Raw genomic sequence first — 18,212 nt, forward strand, 5'->3', positions numbered from 1 at the left:
CTGGTTTTAACTAAGAAAAAGGATGTGTATAAAAATGCACATCAAAATGATCTAAGAGATCAAAGCGTTCTGTTGCGGCTAGATTGACCGGACTGGCGTATTGGCCCGGTAAAATGGCGCCGTAGATTTGGCCAGCGCCGGTTTGGCACGAATATGATCGGCCAGTTTTTCGGCCATCATAATGGTGGTGGCATTCAGGTTGCCGGTAATAATCAGCGGCATGATGGAAGCATCAATCACTCGCAGGTTTTGCAGTCCATGTACCCGCCCGTAGCCATCGACCACGGCCATATCATCTTCACCCATTTTGCAGCTGCAAGATGGATGGAACGCAGTTTCAGCGTGGTTACGGATAAATTCGTCCAGCTCGGCATCACTTTGTACCTGTTTGCCCGGGCTGATTTCTTCGCCGCGATAGGCATCTAAAGCCGGTTGATGCATGATGTCCCGGGTAATGCGGATGGCATCACGGAACTCGCGCCAGTCCTGTTCGGTACTCATATAATTGAACAGGATACTTGGATGCTGAAACGGATCTTTGGAGCGCAGTTTGACCCGACCGCGGGATGGAGAGCGCATGGAACCGACATGCGCCTGAAAACCATGCTGCTGAATGGCATTACTGCCATTGTAGTTAATGGCGACCGGTAAAAAGTGATACTGGATATTCGGCCAGGCAAACTCATCGGAGGTGCGGATAAAGCCACCGGCTTCAAACTGGTTACTGGCACCCACACCCTGACCTAAAAACAGCCATTCTGCGCCAATTTTTGGCTGGTTATACCATTTTAAGGCTGGATATAAGCTGACCGGTTTTTTGCACTGATACTGCAAATACATTTCCAGATGATCTTGCAGGTTTTCACCTACGCCCGGTAAATCATGAACCACCGGAATCTCCAGGCTTTTTAGATGCTGGGCATTACCGACACCGGAACGCTGCAGAATTTGCGGGGAAGCAATGGCACCCCCACAGAGCAACACTTCTTTTTCAGCAAAGACTTGGAGTGGCTGCGCGGTACTTTGTCCCTGAAAATATTCGACGCCTATAGCCTGCTTGCCATGAAATAGAATTTTATGGGTCATGGCATGGGTGCGAATGGTTAAATTCGGGCGCTGTCTGGCCATATCCAGATAACCACGCGCTGTGCTGGAACGGCGTCCCTGCGGGGTTACGGTACGGTCCATCGGACCAAATCCTTCCTGCTGATAGCCATTTAAATCATCGGTACGTGGATAGCCGGCCTGCACCGCAGCATCGACCATGGCATGAAACAGCTCGTTATTTCCGGCTTTCGGGGTGGCGACCTGTACCGGACCGCTGTCGCCATGATAGTCATTGCCGCCAATATCACGGGTTTCGGCCTTTTTATAATAAGGCAGGCAGTCGGCATAGCTCCAATGCTCCAGTCCTTTCAAACTGGCCCATTGTTCCAGATCCATCGCATTGCCGCGGATATAACACATGCCGTTAATCAGGGAGGAACCGCCCAAGCCTTTACCGCGACCACATTCCATACGGCGGTTATTCATATACGGTTCCGGATCGGTCAGATAAGCCCAGTTATAACGCCGGCCCTGTAAGGGATAAGCCAGCGCGGCAGGCATCTGGGTACGAAAATCCAGCCGGTAGTCCGGCCCACCTGCTTCTAGGAGCAACACCGTCGTGTCCGGATCTTCGGTTAATCGAGCCGCCAGCACATTCCCGGCAGAACCTGCACCAATAATAATATAGTCATAGTTCATGCAGCATGATCCTCCCTTAAGCTGAAAATACAGATTGGAAAGGACTCAGTTCCACCTGAACCGATTTGGTCTGGGTATAGTGCTGTAAGGTCACCAGACCATTTTCACGGCCAACACCGGACTGTTTATAGCCACCAACCGGCATTTCTGCCGGAGATTCGCCCCAGGTATTCAGCCAGCAAATCCCCGCTTCAATCTGATGAATAATACGATGGGCCCGGCTTAAATCTGGACTGACCACACCGGCAGCCAGACCATAGGTGGTGGCATTGGCTCTGCGGATCACTTCATCTTCGCTGTCATAGCTTAAGATGCTCATAACCGGGCCAAAAATTTCTTCCTGGACAATGCGCATTTCATCATGACAGTCGGTAAATACCGTGGGTTCAACAAAAGCCCCGTGCGCAAATTCAGCTGCCGCTGCGCGCTGTCCACCTGTTAACAGACGGGCGCCCTGTTGCTTGCCCAGCTCAATGTAATGCAATACTTTTTCCATATGGGCAAAGCTGGACAGTGGTCCGAAATTGGTGTTCGGGTCTAAAGGCTGCCCCATCCGCACATAAGGAATGCGCTGCAGAATCTTTTCTTCAAAAGCAGTTTTTAAAGCAGCAGGAATAAACACCCGGGTTCCATTGGTACACACCTGTCCAGAGCTGTAGAAATTGGCCATCATGGCGATATCGGCAGCCAGATCCAGATTGGCATCTTCACAGATAATTAACGGTGATTTTCCACCGAGTTCCATGGTGATTTCTTTTAAGCTGGACGCCGCTGCCTGTGCCATTACTTTTTTACCGGTACTCACACCGCCGGTAAAGGATACTTTGGCAATCTCCGGATGCTCAGTTAAATAGCTACCCACATCGCCACCACCGGTCACCACATTAAAGACGCCGTCCGGTACTCCGGCTTCACTATAAATTTCGGCCAGTTTTAACGCGGTCAGTGGGGTAATTTCACTGGCTTTAAACACCATGGCGTTGCCTGCGGCCAAGGCCGGTGCAGATTTCCATAACGCAATCTGGATTGGATAATTCCAGGCGCCAATACCGGCCACCACACCCAGCGGTTCACGGCGGGTATAAATAAAAGAACTCTCTCTTAATGGAATTTGCTGGCCTTCGATCGCTGGTAAAATGCTGGCATAATATTCCAGCACATCTGCCCCGGTCACAATATCGACGCTCCGGGTTTCACTTAAAGGCTTGCCACTGTCCAGGCTTTCAATTTCTGCCAGCTCATCATTGCGTGCCCGTAAAATGGCTACGGCCTGATTTAAAATGCGTGAACGCTGCATGGTGGTCATGGCTGCCCAGACTTTTTGTCCCTGTTTGGCAGACTGTACTGCCCGATCAACATCGGCCTGGTTACATGCCTGAATGGTGGCCAACACCTCAGCATTGGCCGGATTAATACTTTGGAATGTTTCAGAGGATGAAGCATCGACAAACTGACCGTGAATATAAGGTCGTTGTGTATTGAATTGCATCAATCGGTTCTCCTCGTAATTTAGTGAATATTGAGTTGCTGACGGATATAGTCGGCACAAATCTGAATAGGTAAATCGGCATCCAGGTCAGTGGTCATTAAGGAACCGCGTAACCAGAAACCGTCAATCAGTGCGGCCAGACCTTGGGCGGCGCGTTCGGCCTGCTCGCGGTCCAGCTGTTTGGCAAACTCATGCTTGATATTGGAATGCAGGCGGTAATGGTTAACCTGCTGCAAACGATGCAAGTCAGGTTGATGCATACTGTTGGCCCAGAATGCCAGCCAGGTTTTCATGGCGGCTTTATCGGTCTGTTCGGCCGAGAAATTGGCACACACAATTGCAATCAGGCGCTGCTCCGGCGTGTTTTCTGCGGCGTTTAAACTGGCAGAAATGGCATCGCCCAGCTGTTGCAGCAAATAACGCATGGTCGCTTCAATCAGGCCATGCTTGCCCTGAAAATAGTGACTGATGATGCCTGTAGACACACCTGCCCGCTGGGCAATCTGGCTGATAGATGCTTCAGTAAAACCCAGTTCATTAATGGCAGATAAGGTGGCATCAATCAGCTGTTGACGACGAATCGGTTGCATACCAACTTTAGGCATAAGATCGACCTAACTAATAAAAATCATGCACAAGACAAGGTAACATATAAAAACGTTATTTTAATTGAACGTTCAATTAAAATAAATTATAGTCCCGTCTGCTTCCTGATGTACAGCTCAGTTTGTTTTTCATTTGCAAATGTTTGTAATGAGAACCATGCCTATAGAGTCTGGTTAAGCCAAAACACACTGCGCTGTAGATCCGAATTAAAAAAATATGGTCACAGATTTATGCAAAAGAAAACTGAACAGACGACCGATAGTCTGAACAAAGTTGTCTTTTTTCTTTCGGCAACACTCATCCTGCTGTTTTCGCTGGTTACGATTTTATTTAATGACCAGGCGAATCAGCTCATTACCCAAATCTTGAACTGGGTCAGCCGGACCTTTAGCTGGTATTACCTGCTGGCGGCCACCTTATATCTGGTCTTTGTACTGTTTATTGCCCTGTCGCGTTATGGCGATATCAAATTAGGTCCCAAACATTCCAAGCCGGAATTTAGCCTGCTGAGCTGGTCGGCAATGCTGTTCTCGGCCGGAATCGGGATTGACCTGATGTTCTTCTCGGTGGCCGAACCGCTGTCTCACTATATGAATCCGCCTGTCGGCGAAGGCCAGACTTTTGAGGCTGCGCGCCAGTCAATGGTCTGGACCCTGTTCCACTATGGATTAACTGGCTGGAGCATGTATGCCTTGGTTGGCGTGGCTTTGGGTTATTTTAGTTATCGTTATAACCTGCCGCTAACCATCCGCTCGGCGCTTTATCCGATTTTTGGCAAGCGTGTTAATGGCTGGATTGGACATAGTGTTGATACCGCGGCCGTTTTGGGCACCATTTTTGGTATTGCCACCACCTGCGGGATTGGTGTGGTTCAGCTCAACTACGGCCTGCATGTACTGTTTGATGTGCCAGAAAACCTGCTGATCCAGTCGGCGCTGATTGCCGTTGCAGTCATTATTACTGCAATTTCAGTGGCTTCTGGGGTAAATAAAGGCCTCCGGATTCTGTCTGAAGTCAATATTTATGTGTCGATTGGTCTGCTGCTTTTTATTCTGGTGATGGGCAATACCGAGTTTTTACTGGCAGCGTTAATCCAGAACTTTGGCGACTATATTAGCCAGTTCCCGCAACTGTCCTTAACCAGTTTTCCGTTTCAGCAACCGAAAGAATGGATGAACAGCTGGACCCTGTTTTTCTGGGCCTGGTGGATTGCCTGGTCGCCATTTGTCGGCCTGTTCCTGGCACGGATTTCCCGTGGCCGAACCATCCGTGAATTTGTGGCCGGTACCTTAATTATTCCACTGTTGTTTACCCTGACTTGGCTGTCAATTTTTGGAAATAGCGCTCTGCACAGCGTCATTTTTGATGGCAATACCCAGCTGGCCACCACCGTATTGGCCAATCCGGCACATGGTTTTTATGACCTGCTCGCCCAATATCCGTGGTTCCCGTTTCTGGCCGGCGTCGCCACCATTACCGGTTTGCTGTTTTATGTGACTTCTGCCGATTCAGGGGCACTGGTGCTGGGGAATTTCACCACCAAATTTAGCAATATTGAACATGATTCGCCGCGCTGGTTAAGTGTCTTCTGGGCACTGGCGATTGGTTTACTGACTTTGGCCATGCTGATGGCCAATGGTGTGACTGCGCTGCAAAACACCACCATTATTATGGGGCTGCCTTTTAGCTTTGTAATTTTCTTTGTGATGGCGGGTTTGTACAAGTCATTAAGACTGGAAGATTTTCGTCAGGCCAGTACCAGCATGAATGCGGCACCTGTAGTCGGTAATGTCGACATCTTTAACTGGAAAAAACGCCTCAGCCGGGTAATGCTGCATGCCAATTTATCGCAAACCCAGCAAATGCTGGAAGAGGTCTGTAAACCGGCAATGCAGGCGGTGGCCACAGAATTCATCAACAAAGGCATTCAGGTCGATCTGGCAGAAAAAGCCCTGGATGATGAACCGGAACTGTCACATCTGGATTTAACCATTCAGCTGGATGAAGAAGAAAACTTCGTTTACCAGATCTGGCCAATCCGTTATGACACACCCAACTTCAGTTCACGCGGCAAACGCACCAAGAAATACTATTACCGTCTGGAAACCTATCTGTTTGAAGGCTCGCAAGGCAATGATCTGGTGGGTTATAGCAAGGAACAGGTCATTAACGACATTCTGGATAAATACGAGCGCCATCTGATGTTCTTGCACATCAACCGGATTAGTCCAGGCAAGCGCCCGCTCTTTCCAGACCCGGATCAATAAGGAAGCTGCATGATGTCTGAATCGCTTCACGCCTTTGCACTATTTTTCTCATTATTAAACCCGTTTTTAATGAGTATTTATATGCTCGGCATTATCCGTAATTCCGAGGCCCGAGTGTTTAATCGCGCCCTGATTCAGGGCAGTTTAATCAGCTTTGTGGTGTTTATTATTTTCGCCAAAACCGGTGAAGCCTTTTTTCATGATGTCCTGCATGTCCGTTTTGAATCTTTCCAGATTTTTGGCGGGATTATTTTTCTGGTGATCGGTTACCGCTATGTGTTTGAAGGCGCCGATACCATTGGGGTGATGCGTGGTGCGCCGCATCATTTGGCTGGCACTATTGCCATGCCGTTTATGATTGGCCCGGGAACCATCAGCGCCGCGGTCATTACCGGAATTCAGCTAAGCCTGTGGCAACTGGTGCTGGTGATTTTTGTGACGCTGTTTCTGACCTGTAGCCTGCTTATTTTAATGAAATATGCGCATGATCATTTGCAGCATAAACATTCCAATTATATTGATCTGTATGTCGATATTGTCGGGCGTCTGGCTGCCTTGCTGATTGGGACCATTGCCATTGATATGATTGTGACCGGTGTCAGTGGGATTATGCAGAGCTAAAATAACCTGAGTTCGATGAAATCCACTTAGCCTTTTAGCATATTTTGGAAAGTTGGCTTATTGGGGTTCAAACAATAAAGCAGATTTCCAGAATGGAACGATCATTTGGCAATAAAAATATTTGAAGAATCTAAAACCGGATTGATGAAATAAAATGACAATGGTCATTTCTTCAGACAAGCTTAAAGCTGACTTTTTCAACCTGGTTTTTTGGTGGTGTTTCAAAAAGTATGCTGAAAAAAACAGGTTGGCTTTTGATAAGATAGTGAGATGCAAATAACACTAGAAATCAAATGTCCAACCTGTCTAAGTGACAGTATAAAGAAAAATGGCCTCAAACTATATGGCAAGCAAAACTATCAATGTGAATAGCCACCAAAATTCTAGACACACATAATCATCTTTTGATGGGCCTTTTCATAATCTAATGGAGAACGCTGATCATTGGAACCATGCCTGCGTTTTGTATTGTAGAACATCTCAATATATTCAAAGATATCAGACCTAGCCTCAGTTCTTGATGCATATATTTTCTTTTTGATCCTCTCTCGTTTTAACAGTTGAAAAAAGCTCTCGGCAACAGCATTGTCATGGCATGAGCAGTGTACTGCGCAAGTCGACGACTCATACTACTTTCAAGATTATGATGCTTGAGAAATGTCTGCCATTCATGACTGGTGTATTGGCTGCCTTGGTCAGAATGGATTAGGACTTTGTTCTTTGGGTTTCTTCGCCACAAAGCCATCAATAACGCATCTAAAACCAGATCTGCCGTGATTCTGAATTTCATAGACCAGCCAACAACAAGACGTGAAAACAGGTCAATCACAACTGCGAGATATAGCCACCCTTCATAAGTGCGGATATAAGGGTGAGATTCCTTTGGTCTACTCACCCCTATATTCAAACAAATTCAGGCTGGGTCTATACCGCCTTTATTATTGATGTGTTCTCACGAGCAATTGTTGGATGGAAAGTATCTACACGGATGAATACAGATATGGTACTCGATGCACTTGAGCAAGCATTGCACGATCGAGGCATGCCAAAGAATGTGATTCATCATTCCGATAGAGGTGTTCAATATCTTTCTATTCGCTATACCAATCGTTTAGAAGCTGCAAATTTACGAGCATCAGTCGGTACAACTGGTGATTCATACGATAATGCTTTGGCTGAAACGGTGAATGGCTTATACAAAACAGAGGTGATTGAATATTTAAAAGCAGATTGGCAAGGTTTAGCAGATGTACAACTTGCGACACTCAACTGGGTAGATTGGTTCAATAAAAAGCGTGTACACAGTGCACTGGGTTATGTATCGCCTTTTGAGTTTGAAGCAATGTACTATGATAAGATTAACCCGTTAGGTCAGGTGGCCTAACTTAAATAAAAAAGTCTCCGACAAACCCGGTAGGTTCAGATAGGCTTGTGCAACAAAGCCATACAGATGTAAAAGAAACAATACTATAACTTTACACTAGTTCTATCTGCGAACCTTTGATTTATACTAGCCGGATAACATCACCGGCTTTAAATCAGTTTTAGCGACTTTATGAACTTAAAGAAAAATAAAAGACAGCTTGTCTGGGGTTTAAATCTGCTTGCATCGATGATGTATGGCAGCTTTGCTCATGCGCAGAGCATCAGCTTTCAGGACGCTGAACGTCAGTTGTTGCAAAATTCTTATAGCAGCCAAGCCTATCAAAGTCTGGAACAGGCTTCAAAACTTGAAGCTGAAGCAGTGAAAGGTATAGGTCTGCCACGAGTCGACCTGAATGTTCGTGCGTATGCCTTTCATAATGAACTCGATCTGCCTTTGGGTGCATTAAAAAATAATTTAGAGCAATCCTTAACGGATGGTGTAAATAATAGAATTGATGAACTGAACTTAGGGGGGCTGGCTGACCCGCTAAAAAATAGTCTAAGACAACCTATTCAAAATGGGGTGGGCTTAATTCCTGATAGTTCGCATGTCGTGCTGGATGATCAGGTGATTCGCCCGACGATTTCAGTCATGATGCCGCTTTATACCGGTGGGCTGACAAGCAGCGCTAAAGAAATCGCCAATATTCAGGTCGGTCGTAGTCAGCTCAGCAACAAACAGCAGCAAGACACGCAGCGTTTTGAACTGATTCAAAGTTATTTTAATGTACAGCTCCAAAAGCAACTGCATGCAGCTGCGCTGTTTAATCTGAATGCCATGCAGCAGCATTATCGCAATGCCTTAAAGATGGAACAGCAAGGTTTTATCAGTAAAGGGCACCGCATGCAGTTTGAAGTGGCACGCAATAATGCCGAGCGCAGCCAGCAAAATACACAGGCCAATTTGAATGCTGCCCTGTTCCAGCTGAATAATCTGCTTCAGGAAAGTAGCATCACCGAACTTTCGACGCCTTTATTTGTCAATAAAACCGAGCCACAGGCCTTAAATCATCTGCTGAAAACCTTTAGTCAGAACTCTGCGCTGATTCAAAAAATGCAGCTGGATACTCAATTAGCTCAAGCCAATGTCAAAGCCCAGCAAGCAGCTAAAAAACCGAATGTTTTTGCTTTTGGCGAATATAGTCTGGATCAAAATGAAAACTGGATTGTCGGAGTTGCCGCACGCTATAACCTGTTTTCTGGGATCGATAAAAACAAAAATATTCAGGCTGCCGAACTCAAACGCTCTGCCACAGAACTGCTCACTGCACGCACCCAGCAGGAAATTGAAAATCTGATTTATAAATCTTATAGCGAAGCACTCAGCGCACAGCAAAGTGATGCACTTCTGGCACAAAATTTGAAAGCCGCACAGGAAAATTTACGCATCCAAGAATTGTCCTTTAAAGAAGATATGGGCACCGCCATACAGGTCATCGATGCACAAAATATGCTGAGCGGACTACGAGCCGAAACTGCCTTGAATGCTTACAAATATGTGATGTCACTGGCCACACTATTACAAAGCCATGGCTCGATTGCAGAATTTCCGAACTACATCCAACATACCAACACTCACTATATTCGCTAATGGAGCCGAACATGAACGAAGATCAAAAAACCAATGATCCTGTGAATGAAGCGGCTTCATCCAGCGATACAGAAAAATCGCCTGCGCAACAGGTAGAAACAAAAACTGAAATAGAAAACAACGCGACGACTTCGACCGAGCAACAACAAGCTCCTGAAATCGCTAAAAAGAAAAAATATTTATTGCTCGCCCTGATTCCAGTTCTGCTGGCAGTCATCGCATTTGGATTATGGAAAAGCTACCAACCGGCTCCGCTTGAATTGCAGGGTCGTGTAGAAGCTGAAACAGTTCAGGTGGCGACCAAAGTGCCAAGCCGTATTGAAGAAATTTATGTAGAAGAAGGTCAGCGAGTCAAAAAAGGCGATGTGCTGGTGCGCTTAAACAGCCCGGAAATTCAGGCCAAAAAACAGCAAGCCGCAGCGGCTTTACAATCTGCGCTGGCCTTACAATCGACTGCTGAACGTGGCTCGCAAGAAGAAAATATCGCCAGCCTGTATGCCAACTGGCAATCGCTGAAAGCACAGCAAAATTTAGCCAAAGTTTCTTATGAGCGTGGTGCAAATTTATTTAAGGAAGGTGTGATTTCACGCCAGCGCCGTGATGAATTGTATGCAGCCAGTCAATCAGCGGCACAAATGACAGAAGCAGCGTATCAGCAATACGCACGTGCCAAACGTGGCAGCACCTCGCAGCAAAAGAGTTCTGCCGATGCACAAGTAGATATTGCCCAGGCTGCGCTGGATGAAGCCAATGCATTAGAGGCAGAAACCCAATTAGTAGCACCTGTAAACGGAACGGTGTCTAAAACCTATGGCAAAGTCTCGGAGCTGGTAGCCACCGCAGTCCCTGTGGTCAGCCTGATTGAAGATCAAATGTGGGTGAGCCTGAATATTCGTGAAGACCAATATGCCCCGTTTCAGAAAATGAGCAGTATTGAAGGTTATATTCCCGCCCTAGATAAAACCGCCACTTTTAAAATCAAGCAGATCAGTGCTGAAGGTGAATTTGCCACCATTAAGACCACACGCCAAACCGGCGGTTATGATGTGCGAAGTTTTAAGCTGCATCTTGTGCCCACACCAGCGATTCCTGAACTGAAAGTTGGGATGAGCGTGTTATTTAAACTGAAAGAGACCCGATAATGTGGACGGGTATATGGCGCGAACTGCGCTATCTGCTCCGCGAAAAATGGGATCTGTGTCTGGTCACGCTCGCACCTGCACTGGTGATTATTTTATTCAGCAGCATGTTTGCTCAAGGGAAATCGGATCATTTACCGATTGCGATTATTGATCAAGACCAGAGTGCGCTGAGTCAAAGCATTTATCAGCATGTGGCGCTGAATCATACTCTTAAAATTGCTACAGTGTCGGAACAAACAGCTGAAATTGAGCGCCTGTTAAATCAAAATAAAATTTGGGGTTATATCCATATTCCCAGCGGTGCCGAGCAACGTCTGGTTCGTGCCCGGGATGCTGACATCAGTATTGCCTTTAACCAGAGTTATTTCAGTATCGGAAATACCATTTCCTCTGCCATGCTGGTCAGTACCCTGCAAGCACTGGCTGAATTTGGCGGACAGCAATATCTGGGCAACCGGCTGCCTTCTCTCGAAGCACCGTCACCGCATATCAAAATATCGCCGCTGTATAACCCGCAACTAAATTATGAATTCTATCTGGAACCCTATGTCATTCCGGCAATTCTGCATTTACTGCTGTGTTGTTGTGTGGCATTTTCCGTCGGTCAGGAACTGAAGCGACAGACCTTAACAAGCTGGATTAGCAACTCGTCCATCTGGATGGCATTACTGTCTAAGAACCTGGTCTATGTGGCTATTTTTAGTCTATGGACCTGGATCTGGATGTTCTGGCTGATTGAAATTCGCGGCTGGTTTGTTGCTGGCTCGCTCGCTCTGATTCTATCGGCACAATTTCTGCTATATAGCGCTTATGCATTTTTAAGCAGTGCAGTGGTTCTGGCGGCCAAAGATTTAAGTAAATCTTTTGGCATCATTGCGGTCTATGGTGGTTCATCTTTGAGTTTTGCAGGTGTGACCCTCCCTTTAAATAATGCGCCCCTGTTCACCCAGTTTTGGTCCAATATTATTCCGTTTACGCCCTATGCCAAATTACAAACTGAACAATGGGTGATTGGTAGTCCATTGCATATTTCACTGCAAGCTGGATTAATGCTGCTGATCTATGCCCTAGTCTACGCTCTGCTGGCTTATCTGTTTCTTAAAAAAATCGCCAAAGGAGCAGTCCAATGAAATCCCTCTGGTTTTACTATCTGCAAGGCTTCAAGGATATTGTCAGTCACGGCGCGATCTTTACCACGCTGATTCTATCTGTCTTGTTTTACAGCTTTTTTTATCCAACCGCTTATCAGGCACAGCAGGCTGAAGCCTTACCGATTATTATTGTCGATGAAGAACAAAGTAACTTAAGCACCCGTATTATTGGTCAGGTGGCACAAAGCCCCAATGTGGAAATTGAGGCGATTACCGGCAATTTTGCCGAAGCCAAACAATGGGTTGAATCTCAAAAAGCCGATGGCATTTTACTGCTACCGGACAATTTATCGCAAAGCTTAAGGCATGGTGAAACAGGCGGCATTGGCCTGTATTTAAGCACAGCCAACTTTTTAGTGACCAAACAAATTGGTCTGGGCTTAGCCACATCGGTTGAGCAAACTTTGGCAGACTATACTGAACGCTTTGGCGAGGTCTCGGACTTTTCACCTGCCCTTTCTGTGCATCAAATTCCTTTATTTAATCCGCTATCCGGCTATGGCAGTTATGTCTTTCCTGCGGTTGCACCTTTAATTATCCACCAAACTATTCTTCTGGGTTTGAGTATGCTGATTTTGGTATATCGGGAAAGAAAAATAGAATTAAACACAAATGCATTGATTGGGATGTGTTTAGCGGTCTTTACTATTGGCTGTCTGGGATGTTTCTATTTATTCGGCTTTAGCTTCTGGCTATTTGATTATCCACGTGGTGGCAACCTGTTCGGGATGCTACTGGCTGTTCCGGTTTTTATCTATACAATAATTGGCATGACCTGCCTATTCGCCAGTTTTCTGGATCTGCCGGAACGTGCGGGTCATGTAATTGTATTCACTTCCATTCCACTGTTCTTTTTATCTGGTGCGGCCTGGCCGCATGCTGCAATGCCTATCTGGATGCAAGTCGTTGGCGAAATCCTGCCTTCCACCCAAATTGTGCAGATGTTTATTCAACTCAATCAGATGGGTGTACCTACAGAGCTAGTCTTGCCTAAATTGCTTTATCTCGGAATGATCGGCAGCTTGTGCTTTTTCTTGGCTTATCGACGTTTAATTTCAAACTGTGGAACTTTCTAGCTTGTATATTATTGAACCTGTAAATAATTTTATGTAATTGCTTTTGATAAATTTAAAGGTGATTGCTTCACTGGTCACCGAATTCAATAATAAATCGGCTCATGGCTAAACGCCAGTCACGAATATAGGAATAGAATCTGGCTATCTATTTGCGTGATACTGGTCTGATTCTTTTTAGTAAGATGTGGCTCAAATGTACCGTCACGATCTCATGGTGCGGTGGTTCTTAATCTCCCCCATGACCGCTATATTAACCAAGGGGGTCAGTTTTACACTGCCGCTAACACGAATTACCCAAATATGTAAGGTAATTCCGCTGAGTCAGAACGAAGCTTCTGGCTCATTTACCCAATCCTGAAGACGTTATGAACAACTCTTCACTTTAATTTTGTAGGTAATCCCAGTTCCTTCGGGAGCTGGGATTAATACATATAAAGCAAAAGCTTAATCATCAAAATAAGGCTGTATTGAAATGATAATCGCTGAGCCAAGTGCATCTGACTTTAGTATCCAATATTTAAAGACCACTATTTTAATTTAAACACTAAACATCAACGCCAAAGACAGGGCCATACAACGCTGACCAGCTGCGCCAACCAAGGCATTTAAGGTCTGTTCTTTATTGGCATCCGGCATCACCACCACATGGTTTTTGGCGCCCATCATTGACTGCACCCGTTTGCCATGCTGGCCTGCCAGGTTATAGACATGGGTACCGACCGCGGTTGAACCGACAAAGGAAATGGCCTTGATATCAGAATGCGTACACAGCAGATCGACCACTTCTTTACCGCCATGCACCACATTCAGCACTCCGGCAGGAACACCGGCCTGCATCGCCAGCTCGACCAGCATCATGGTTGATAGCGGATCCTGCTCCGACGGCTTTAAGACAAAAGTATTGCCGCAGACAATGGCCATTGGGAACATCCACAACGGAATCATCGCAGGGAAATTAAACGGGGTAATTCCGGCACAGACACCTAAGGGTTGCTGCATGGTATAGGTATCTACCCCGCGCGCCACGCCTTCAATATACTCACCCATTTGCAGCGAACCGACCGAGCAGGCATGTTCCACCACTTCCAGGCCACGCTGAATATCACCTTCGGCATCTGCTAATGTTTTGCCCTGTTCAGCGGTCAGGACTTGTGCAATACTTTTTAAGTTGTGACGGATCAGCTCCTGCAGTTTCAGCATAATCCGCATACGGGCCTGAATAGGTGTTTCACGCCAGCTGGCAAAAGCCTGTTGGGCTGCGGCAATGGCGGCATTGACTTCTTCTGCGGTGGCAAACGGCACCTGACCCAGAACTTCCTGAGTGGCAGGATTGACAATATCCTGCCAATGGCTGGTGGTGGAGTCGATAAATTCACCATTAATCAGCAGTTTTGCCGTGGTGATGCCGGTATTCGAATGGGGATGATGAATCGCGTTCATGGTCGCTCCGTGCTGGTTTGTTATTGTCGTTTTATCTGCCTTTACTGGCTGTTTTTAACGTATTATTTTTTACGCTGTTTCAGCAGACTAACAAAGAACACTTTTGGCACCAATAGAGATTGGCGCACGACGGTTGTGCAAATTTGCACAGAGATTTAACAGGATGTTAAACATAAAATGAAAGTTGATTGGGATCACTTACGCTTTTTTCTGGTCTTGGCCCGGGCCAAAACCCTCACCAATGCTGCGCGCCTGATGGAAGTGGAACACAGCACCGTGGCACGGCGCATTCAGGCGCTGGAAAATACCTTGGGTACCCAGCTGTTTAAACGTGAAGCCAAAGGCTATGAGCTGACTGCGGAAGGTCTGGCACTGGTGCCCCGCGTCGAACAGATGGAACAGTCTTTTATCCAGATTGATAAACGCCATGACCCTTTACAAGGCCGGGTACGCATTGGTGCGCCGGAAGGTTTCGGGACGGCGTTTCTGGCCCGGCTGCTGGCGGAGTTTTCACAGCATTATCCTTCGCTGACTATTGACCTGATTCCGGTGCCAAAAACCATCAAACTTTCACATCGTGAGGCCGATATTGTCATTTCAATTGACCGGCCCAAATCCGGGCCTTATATCATTACCCGACTCTCAAATTACTGTTTAAAACTGTACGGCAGTCAAAGCTATTTACAGCAAAACCCACCAATTAGACAGCTGGAAGATCTGAAACAGCACCGATTTGTCGATTATATTGATGATCTGGTGTATAGCTCGGCGCTGTATTCGCTGGAACGTTTGCCGCTGCAAGTGACAGCTTGTTTTCGCAGTAACAGTATTCTGGCCCAGCAGATTGCGGTCAGTACCGGCGCCGGACTGGCAATTTTGCCGCGATTTCTGGTGCATGATAAACCCGATCTGCAAGAAGTTCTGGGCGATCAGGTCAGTTTTACCCATACCTTCTGGATGTTGACCCTAGTTGATTTACAGCATGAGCCGAAAATCAAACTGGTCTGGGATTTCCTGCGCAAACAGGCCGATGTGCAGCAGGCCCTGTTAATGGGCACTTAAAATCCTTTGCAGTATCTGGAGATTGATACATGCCGATACAGCAACTGAACGTATCACAACACTTAGCGCCCATTACGCTTGCTAAATTAACAGCCGATGAACCGAATAATATGAACCATTCAGGAAAATGATATGAAGATTCTCATCGTGCTGACCTCTCATGACCGTCTGGGTGATACAGGCAAACAGACCGGTTTCTGGCTGGAAGAACTGGCCGCCCCTTATTATGCTTTTGTTGATGCTGGCGCCGAGGTGACCTTGGCCTCTCCTAAAGGTGGTCAACCGCCTCTTGATCCGAAAAGTAATGAACCCGATGCTCAGACCAAAGCCACCGAGCGTTTTAAGGCGGATACCGCCGCCATGCAAGATCTGGCGCAGACACGCAAACTCAGTGAGGTGTCGATTGCCGATTTTGATGCCGTGTTTTATCCGGGCGGTCATGGACCCTTATGGGATTTGGCCGAAGACCCGGATTCTATCTCTTTGATTGAACAAACATTGCAAGCCAATAAACCGGTGGCGTTGGTCTGCCATGCGCCGGGAGTATTACGTCATGTCAAAGCACAGGATGGCCAACCATTGGTCAAAGGCAAGACTGTGACCGGTTTTAGTAATACAGAAGAAGATGCGGTTGGGCTGACCAATGTTGTGCCCTTTTTAGTTGAAGATATGCTGAAAGAACACGGCGGACAATATTCAAAAACTGAGGACTGGCAGGTGCATGTACAGCAAGATGGTTTGCTGATTACCGGACAGAATCCGGCATCCTCAGAGGCGACCGCAGAAGCATTATTGAAATTCTCGAAATAAGCATAGTCATCGACGTCATCGCTTTTTGTGCTTAATAGAAAACTCCTGAATGGATTATTCAGGAGTTTATTTTTTCTAGATAAATGAGATTTAACTGGCAGATGTAATATGCTGGGCCAGCATTTCCCGAAGTTTAAATTTCTGGATTTTCCCGGATGGGGTCATTGGAATTTCATCCCAGATTTCTAAACGCTCTGGAATATACTGAATTGCCAGATTGTGTGCTTTCAGGAACTCGACCAAATCCTTTAACTGCATGGTTTGCGTGCCTTCTTTGAGCTTCACGATGGCGCAGGCTTTCTCGCCCAGTCGCTCATCTGCATACGGAATTAACGCCACCGTTGCCACATCTGGATGTAAATAAATTAAAGATTCAACTTCGGCCACAGGAATATTTTCGCCACCGCGAATAATCACATCTTTTTTACGTCCAGCAATCCGGATATAACCTTGCTCGTCCAGATAGGCAATATCACCAGTATCGAACCAGTCATCTGCACTGGTTTCGTTTAAATGTGGGCGCTTCATATAGCCACCAAAATTGGAACAACTGCGAATCATCAGGGTGCCCGATTGATGTGGTGCTAATTCTTCACCATCATCGCCAACCACTTTCACTTCAACGCCAGGAAGTGGCAAGCCGTCGGTATTAAAGGAACGCTCATCCTCATCTTCAGGGCGGGTGGTGGTTACTGCGCCGCATTCGGTCATACCCCAAGCTGAAATGACTTTAACGCCTATATTCTGACGTGCTTTTTGTACCAAGGTGCTTGGAATCGGTGCGCCCGCACACAGGAATATTTTTAAACTGTCTAAAGTCTGATGGTTGTGTAAGACGGCTTCAGATAAATCATTTAAAAATGGGGTCGACGCCATGGTAAAAGTCACCTGATGCTGATGCATCAGCTCAATGGCGAGATTGACATCCCAGACATCTTGCAAGACGGCTTTGGCTTTTAATAAAACCGGCATGATCAGCCCATACATAAAACCGGTTTGATGCGCCATTGGTGATCCCATAAAAATCACATCGTTGTGGTTCAAATGTAAACGTTCAGCATAGGGAACAATATTGGCAAATAAGGTATTTGCACTATGCATCACCCCTTTGGGTTCACCGGTAGTGCCGGAGGTAAAGACCAGCTGTGCAATATCATCAGCGGTGATGGTGACTTCATTCAGGCTATTCAGGATTTGCGGATCATTCTCCAGACCATGGTTAAGTAATAATTTTTCAAAACTATTCTCACCCTCTCCACCGACCACAATCACCTGTTGCAAACTTTCAAGATGACGTTGTAACTGATAGGCCAGTTTTTCATGGTCAAATTTACGGAAGACTTTCGGTACAATAAAAACCTTACTTTCCGTATGTTTCAGCATAAATGACAGTTCACGCTCTCTAAAAATCGGCATCAGCGGATTGAGTACGGCCCCAATCCGACGACAGGCGATATACAATAAAGTGAACTCCCACCAGTTGGGGAGTTGGCAAGACACAATATCCTGTTTCTGTACACCTAACTGTTTTAATCCCAACGAAATTTTATTGGCTGTCTCCAGCATTTGCCGGTAAGTAAAACTTTGCTCTGACTGACTTTCAGTTTTATAGCTGACCAAGGCAATTTTATCTGGATCTTGCTGTACTGCTTCATCTAATGATTGCAGGATGGTTTTATTTAACCAGTAGCCTTGTTGCACCATTTTTTCCCGGCGTGGGGGTAGAAGAACCGCATCGAAATCCATTCCATAACTCCATTTTTATCATGATCCGCCTGTTCACTTT

General features: G+C 46.3%; 12 protein-coding genes and 5 pseudogenes. 10 read left to right on the forward strand and 7 right to left on the reverse strand.

Going from position 1 to position 18,212, the window contains the following annotated elements; all coding sequences use genetic code 11:
- Window positions 1-78: 78 nt before the first annotated feature.
- From betA to betI, 3 genes are read right to left on the reverse strand one after another with little or no spacing between them, the layout of a single operon-like run.
- Complete coding sequence (gene betA, locus FTU54_RS02410) at window positions 79-1,746, reverse strand: choline dehydrogenase (RefSeq protein WP_160243190.1); 1,668 nt, start codon at window positions 1,744-1,746, stop codon at window positions 79-81.
- A 16-nt stretch (window positions 1,747-1,762) separates the two neighbouring features.
- Window positions 1,763-3,238, reverse strand: coding sequence for a betaine-aldehyde dehydrogenase (gene betB / locus FTU54_RS02415; RefSeq protein ID WP_180074378.1), 1,476 nt, complete (start codon window positions 3,236-3,238; stop codon window positions 1,763-1,765).
- A gap of 17 nt (window positions 3,239-3,255) precedes the next feature.
- The gene (betI, locus tag FTU54_RS02420; protein ID WP_035363085.1) at window positions 3,256-3,840 is read right to left on the reverse strand and encodes a transcriptional regulator BetI; all 585 of its coding nucleotides are present in this window, start codon (window positions 3,838-3,840) and stop codon (window positions 3,256-3,258) included.
- A gap of 231 nt (window positions 3,841-4,071) precedes the next feature.
- On the opposite strand from betI, the gene FTU54_RS02425 reads away from it, so the two are divergent.
- Both FTU54_RS02425 and FTU54_RS02430 read left to right on the forward strand, forming a co-directional pair.
- Window positions 4,072-6,108, forward strand: coding sequence for a choline transporter (locus FTU54_RS02425; protein ID WP_005177908.1), 2,037 nt, complete (start codon window positions 4,072-4,074; stop codon window positions 6,106-6,108).
- Between the two features lie 12 nt (window positions 6,109-6,120).
- Complete coding sequence (locus FTU54_RS02430; protein ID WP_005177911.1) at window positions 6,121-6,729, forward strand: MarC family protein; 609 nt, start codon at window positions 6,121-6,123, stop codon at window positions 6,727-6,729.
- A gap of 78 nt (window positions 6,730-6,807) precedes the next feature.
- Here FTU54_RS02430 and FTU54_RS15370 read toward each other — a convergent pair.
- Window positions 6,808-6,945 (reverse strand): annotated as a pseudogene (locus tag FTU54_RS15370) (IS982 family transposase); the annotation flags it as partial.
- 54 nt (window positions 6,946-6,999) lie between these two features.
- Here FTU54_RS15370 and FTU54_RS02435 point away from each other — a divergent pair.
- Window positions 7,000-7,098 (forward strand): annotated as a pseudogene (locus FTU54_RS02435) (IS1 family transposase); the annotation flags it as partial.
- Between the two features lie 14 nt (window positions 7,099-7,112).
- On the opposite strand, the pseudogene FTU54_RS02440 reads toward FTU54_RS02435, so the two are convergent.
- A pseudogene (locus tag FTU54_RS02440) lies at window positions 7,113-7,597 on the reverse strand (IS3 family transposase); the annotation flags it as partial.
- Between the two features lie 27 nt (window positions 7,598-7,624).
- Between FTU54_RS02440 and FTU54_RS02445 the strand changes: the two are divergent.
- The 5 genes and pseudogenes from FTU54_RS02445 to FTU54_RS02465 all read left to right on the forward strand — a co-directional run.
- Window positions 7,625-8,113 (forward strand): annotated as a pseudogene (locus FTU54_RS02445) (IS3 family transposase); the annotation flags it as partial.
- Window positions 8,114-8,284: 171 nt separating this feature from the next.
- Complete coding sequence (locus FTU54_RS02450) at window positions 8,285-9,745, forward strand: TolC family protein (protein WP_127800761.1); 1,461 nt, start codon at window positions 8,285-8,287, stop codon at window positions 9,743-9,745.
- An 11-nt stretch (window positions 9,746-9,756) separates the two neighbouring features.
- The gene (locus tag FTU54_RS02455; protein WP_180074380.1) at window positions 9,757-10,887 is read left to right on the forward strand and encodes an HlyD family secretion protein; all 1,131 of its coding nucleotides are present in this window, start codon (window positions 9,757-9,759) and stop codon (window positions 10,885-10,887) included.
- Window positions 10,887-12,017, forward strand: a complete 1,131-nt coding sequence (locus FTU54_RS02460) for an ABC transporter permease (RefSeq protein WP_180074382.1) — start codon at window positions 10,887-10,889, stop codon at window positions 12,015-12,017. Before FTU54_RS02455 ends, FTU54_RS02460 begins: the two co-directional genes overlap by 1 nt.
- Window positions 12,014-13,114: an ABC transporter permease gene (locus tag FTU54_RS02465; protein ID WP_127800767.1), complete on the forward strand. Its 1,101-nt coding sequence runs from the start codon at window positions 12,014-12,016 to the stop codon at window positions 13,112-13,114. Before FTU54_RS02460 ends, FTU54_RS02465 begins: the two co-directional genes overlap by 4 nt.
- A 549-nt stretch (window positions 13,115-13,663) precedes the next feature.
- On the opposite strand, the pseudogene FTU54_RS02470 reads toward FTU54_RS02465, so the two are convergent.
- Window positions 13,664-14,554, reverse strand: a pseudogene (locus FTU54_RS02470) (aldehyde dehydrogenase family protein); the annotation flags it as partial.
- 177 nt (window positions 14,555-14,731) lie between these two features.
- Between FTU54_RS02470 and FTU54_RS02475 the strand changes: the two are divergent.
- Both FTU54_RS02475 and FTU54_RS02480 read left to right on the forward strand, forming a co-directional pair.
- Window positions 14,732-15,616, forward strand: coding sequence for a LysR family transcriptional regulator (locus tag FTU54_RS02475; protein ID WP_104471333.1), 885 nt, complete (start codon window positions 14,732-14,734; stop codon window positions 15,614-15,616).
- 132 nt (window positions 15,617-15,748) lie between these two features.
- Window positions 15,749-16,426 carry a type 1 glutamine amidotransferase domain-containing protein gene (locus tag FTU54_RS02480; RefSeq protein WP_180074384.1) on the forward strand — a complete coding sequence of 226 codons (678 nt, stop codon included), beginning with the start codon at window positions 15,749-15,751 and terminating at the stop codon, window positions 16,424-16,426.
- 90 nt (window positions 16,427-16,516) lie between these two features.
- Here the strand turns inward: FTU54_RS02480 and aliA are convergent, their stop codons facing one another.
- The gene (gene aliA / locus FTU54_RS02485; protein WP_168395990.1) at window positions 16,517-18,172 is read right to left on the reverse strand and encodes a cyclohexanecarboxylate-CoA ligase; all 1,656 of its coding nucleotides are present in this window, start codon (window positions 18,170-18,172) and stop codon (window positions 16,517-16,519) included.
- Between the last annotated feature and the right edge of the window lie 40 nt (window positions 18,173-18,212).

Source organism: Acinetobacter sp. YH12116 (genome assembly GCF_013418895.1).
GTDB classification, from domain to species: domain Bacteria; phylum Pseudomonadota; class Gammaproteobacteria; order Pseudomonadales; family Moraxellaceae; genus Acinetobacter; species Acinetobacter indicus.

Bases quoted from the DNA above. Each gene is read 5' to 3' on its own strand.
- FTU54_RS02430 (WP_005177911.1), top strand. From the start codon at position 6,121: ATGTCTGAATCGCTTCACGCCTTTGCACTATTTTTCTCATTATTAAAC.
- aliA (WP_168395990.1), bottom strand. From the start codon at position 18,172: ATGGATTTCGATGCGGTTCTTCTACCCCCACGCCGGGAAAAAATGGTG.
- FTU54_RS02450 (WP_127800761.1), top strand. From the start codon at position 8,285: ATGAACTTAAAGAAAAATAAAAGACAGCTTGTCTGGGGTTTAAATCTG.
- FTU54_RS02455 (WP_180074380.1), top strand. From the start codon at position 9,757: ATGAACGAAGATCAAAAAACCAATGATCCTGTGAATGAAGCGGCTTCA.
- FTU54_RS02465 (WP_127800767.1), top strand. From the start codon at position 12,014: ATGAAATCCCTCTGGTTTTACTATCTGCAAGGCTTCAAGGATATTGTC.
- FTU54_RS02460 (WP_180074382.1), top strand. From the start codon at position 10,887: ATGTGGACGGGTATATGGCGCGAACTGCGCTATCTGCTCCGCGAAAAA.
- FTU54_RS02425 (WP_005177908.1), top strand. From the start codon at position 4,072: ATGCAAAAGAAAACTGAACAGACGACCGATAGTCTGAACAAAGTTGTC.
- FTU54_RS02475 (WP_104471333.1), top strand. From the start codon at position 14,732: ATGAAAGTTGATTGGGATCACTTACGCTTTTTTCTGGTCTTGGCCCGG.
- betI (WP_035363085.1), bottom strand. From the start codon at position 3,840: ATGCCTAAAGTTGGTATGCAACCGATTCGTCGTCAACAGCTGATTGAT.
- FTU54_RS02480 (WP_180074384.1), top strand. From the start codon at position 15,749: ATGAAGATTCTCATCGTGCTGACCTCTCATGACCGTCTGGGTGATACA.
- betA (WP_160243190.1), bottom strand. From the start codon at position 1,746: ATGAACTATGACTATATTATTATTGGTGCAGGTTCTGCCGGGAATGTG.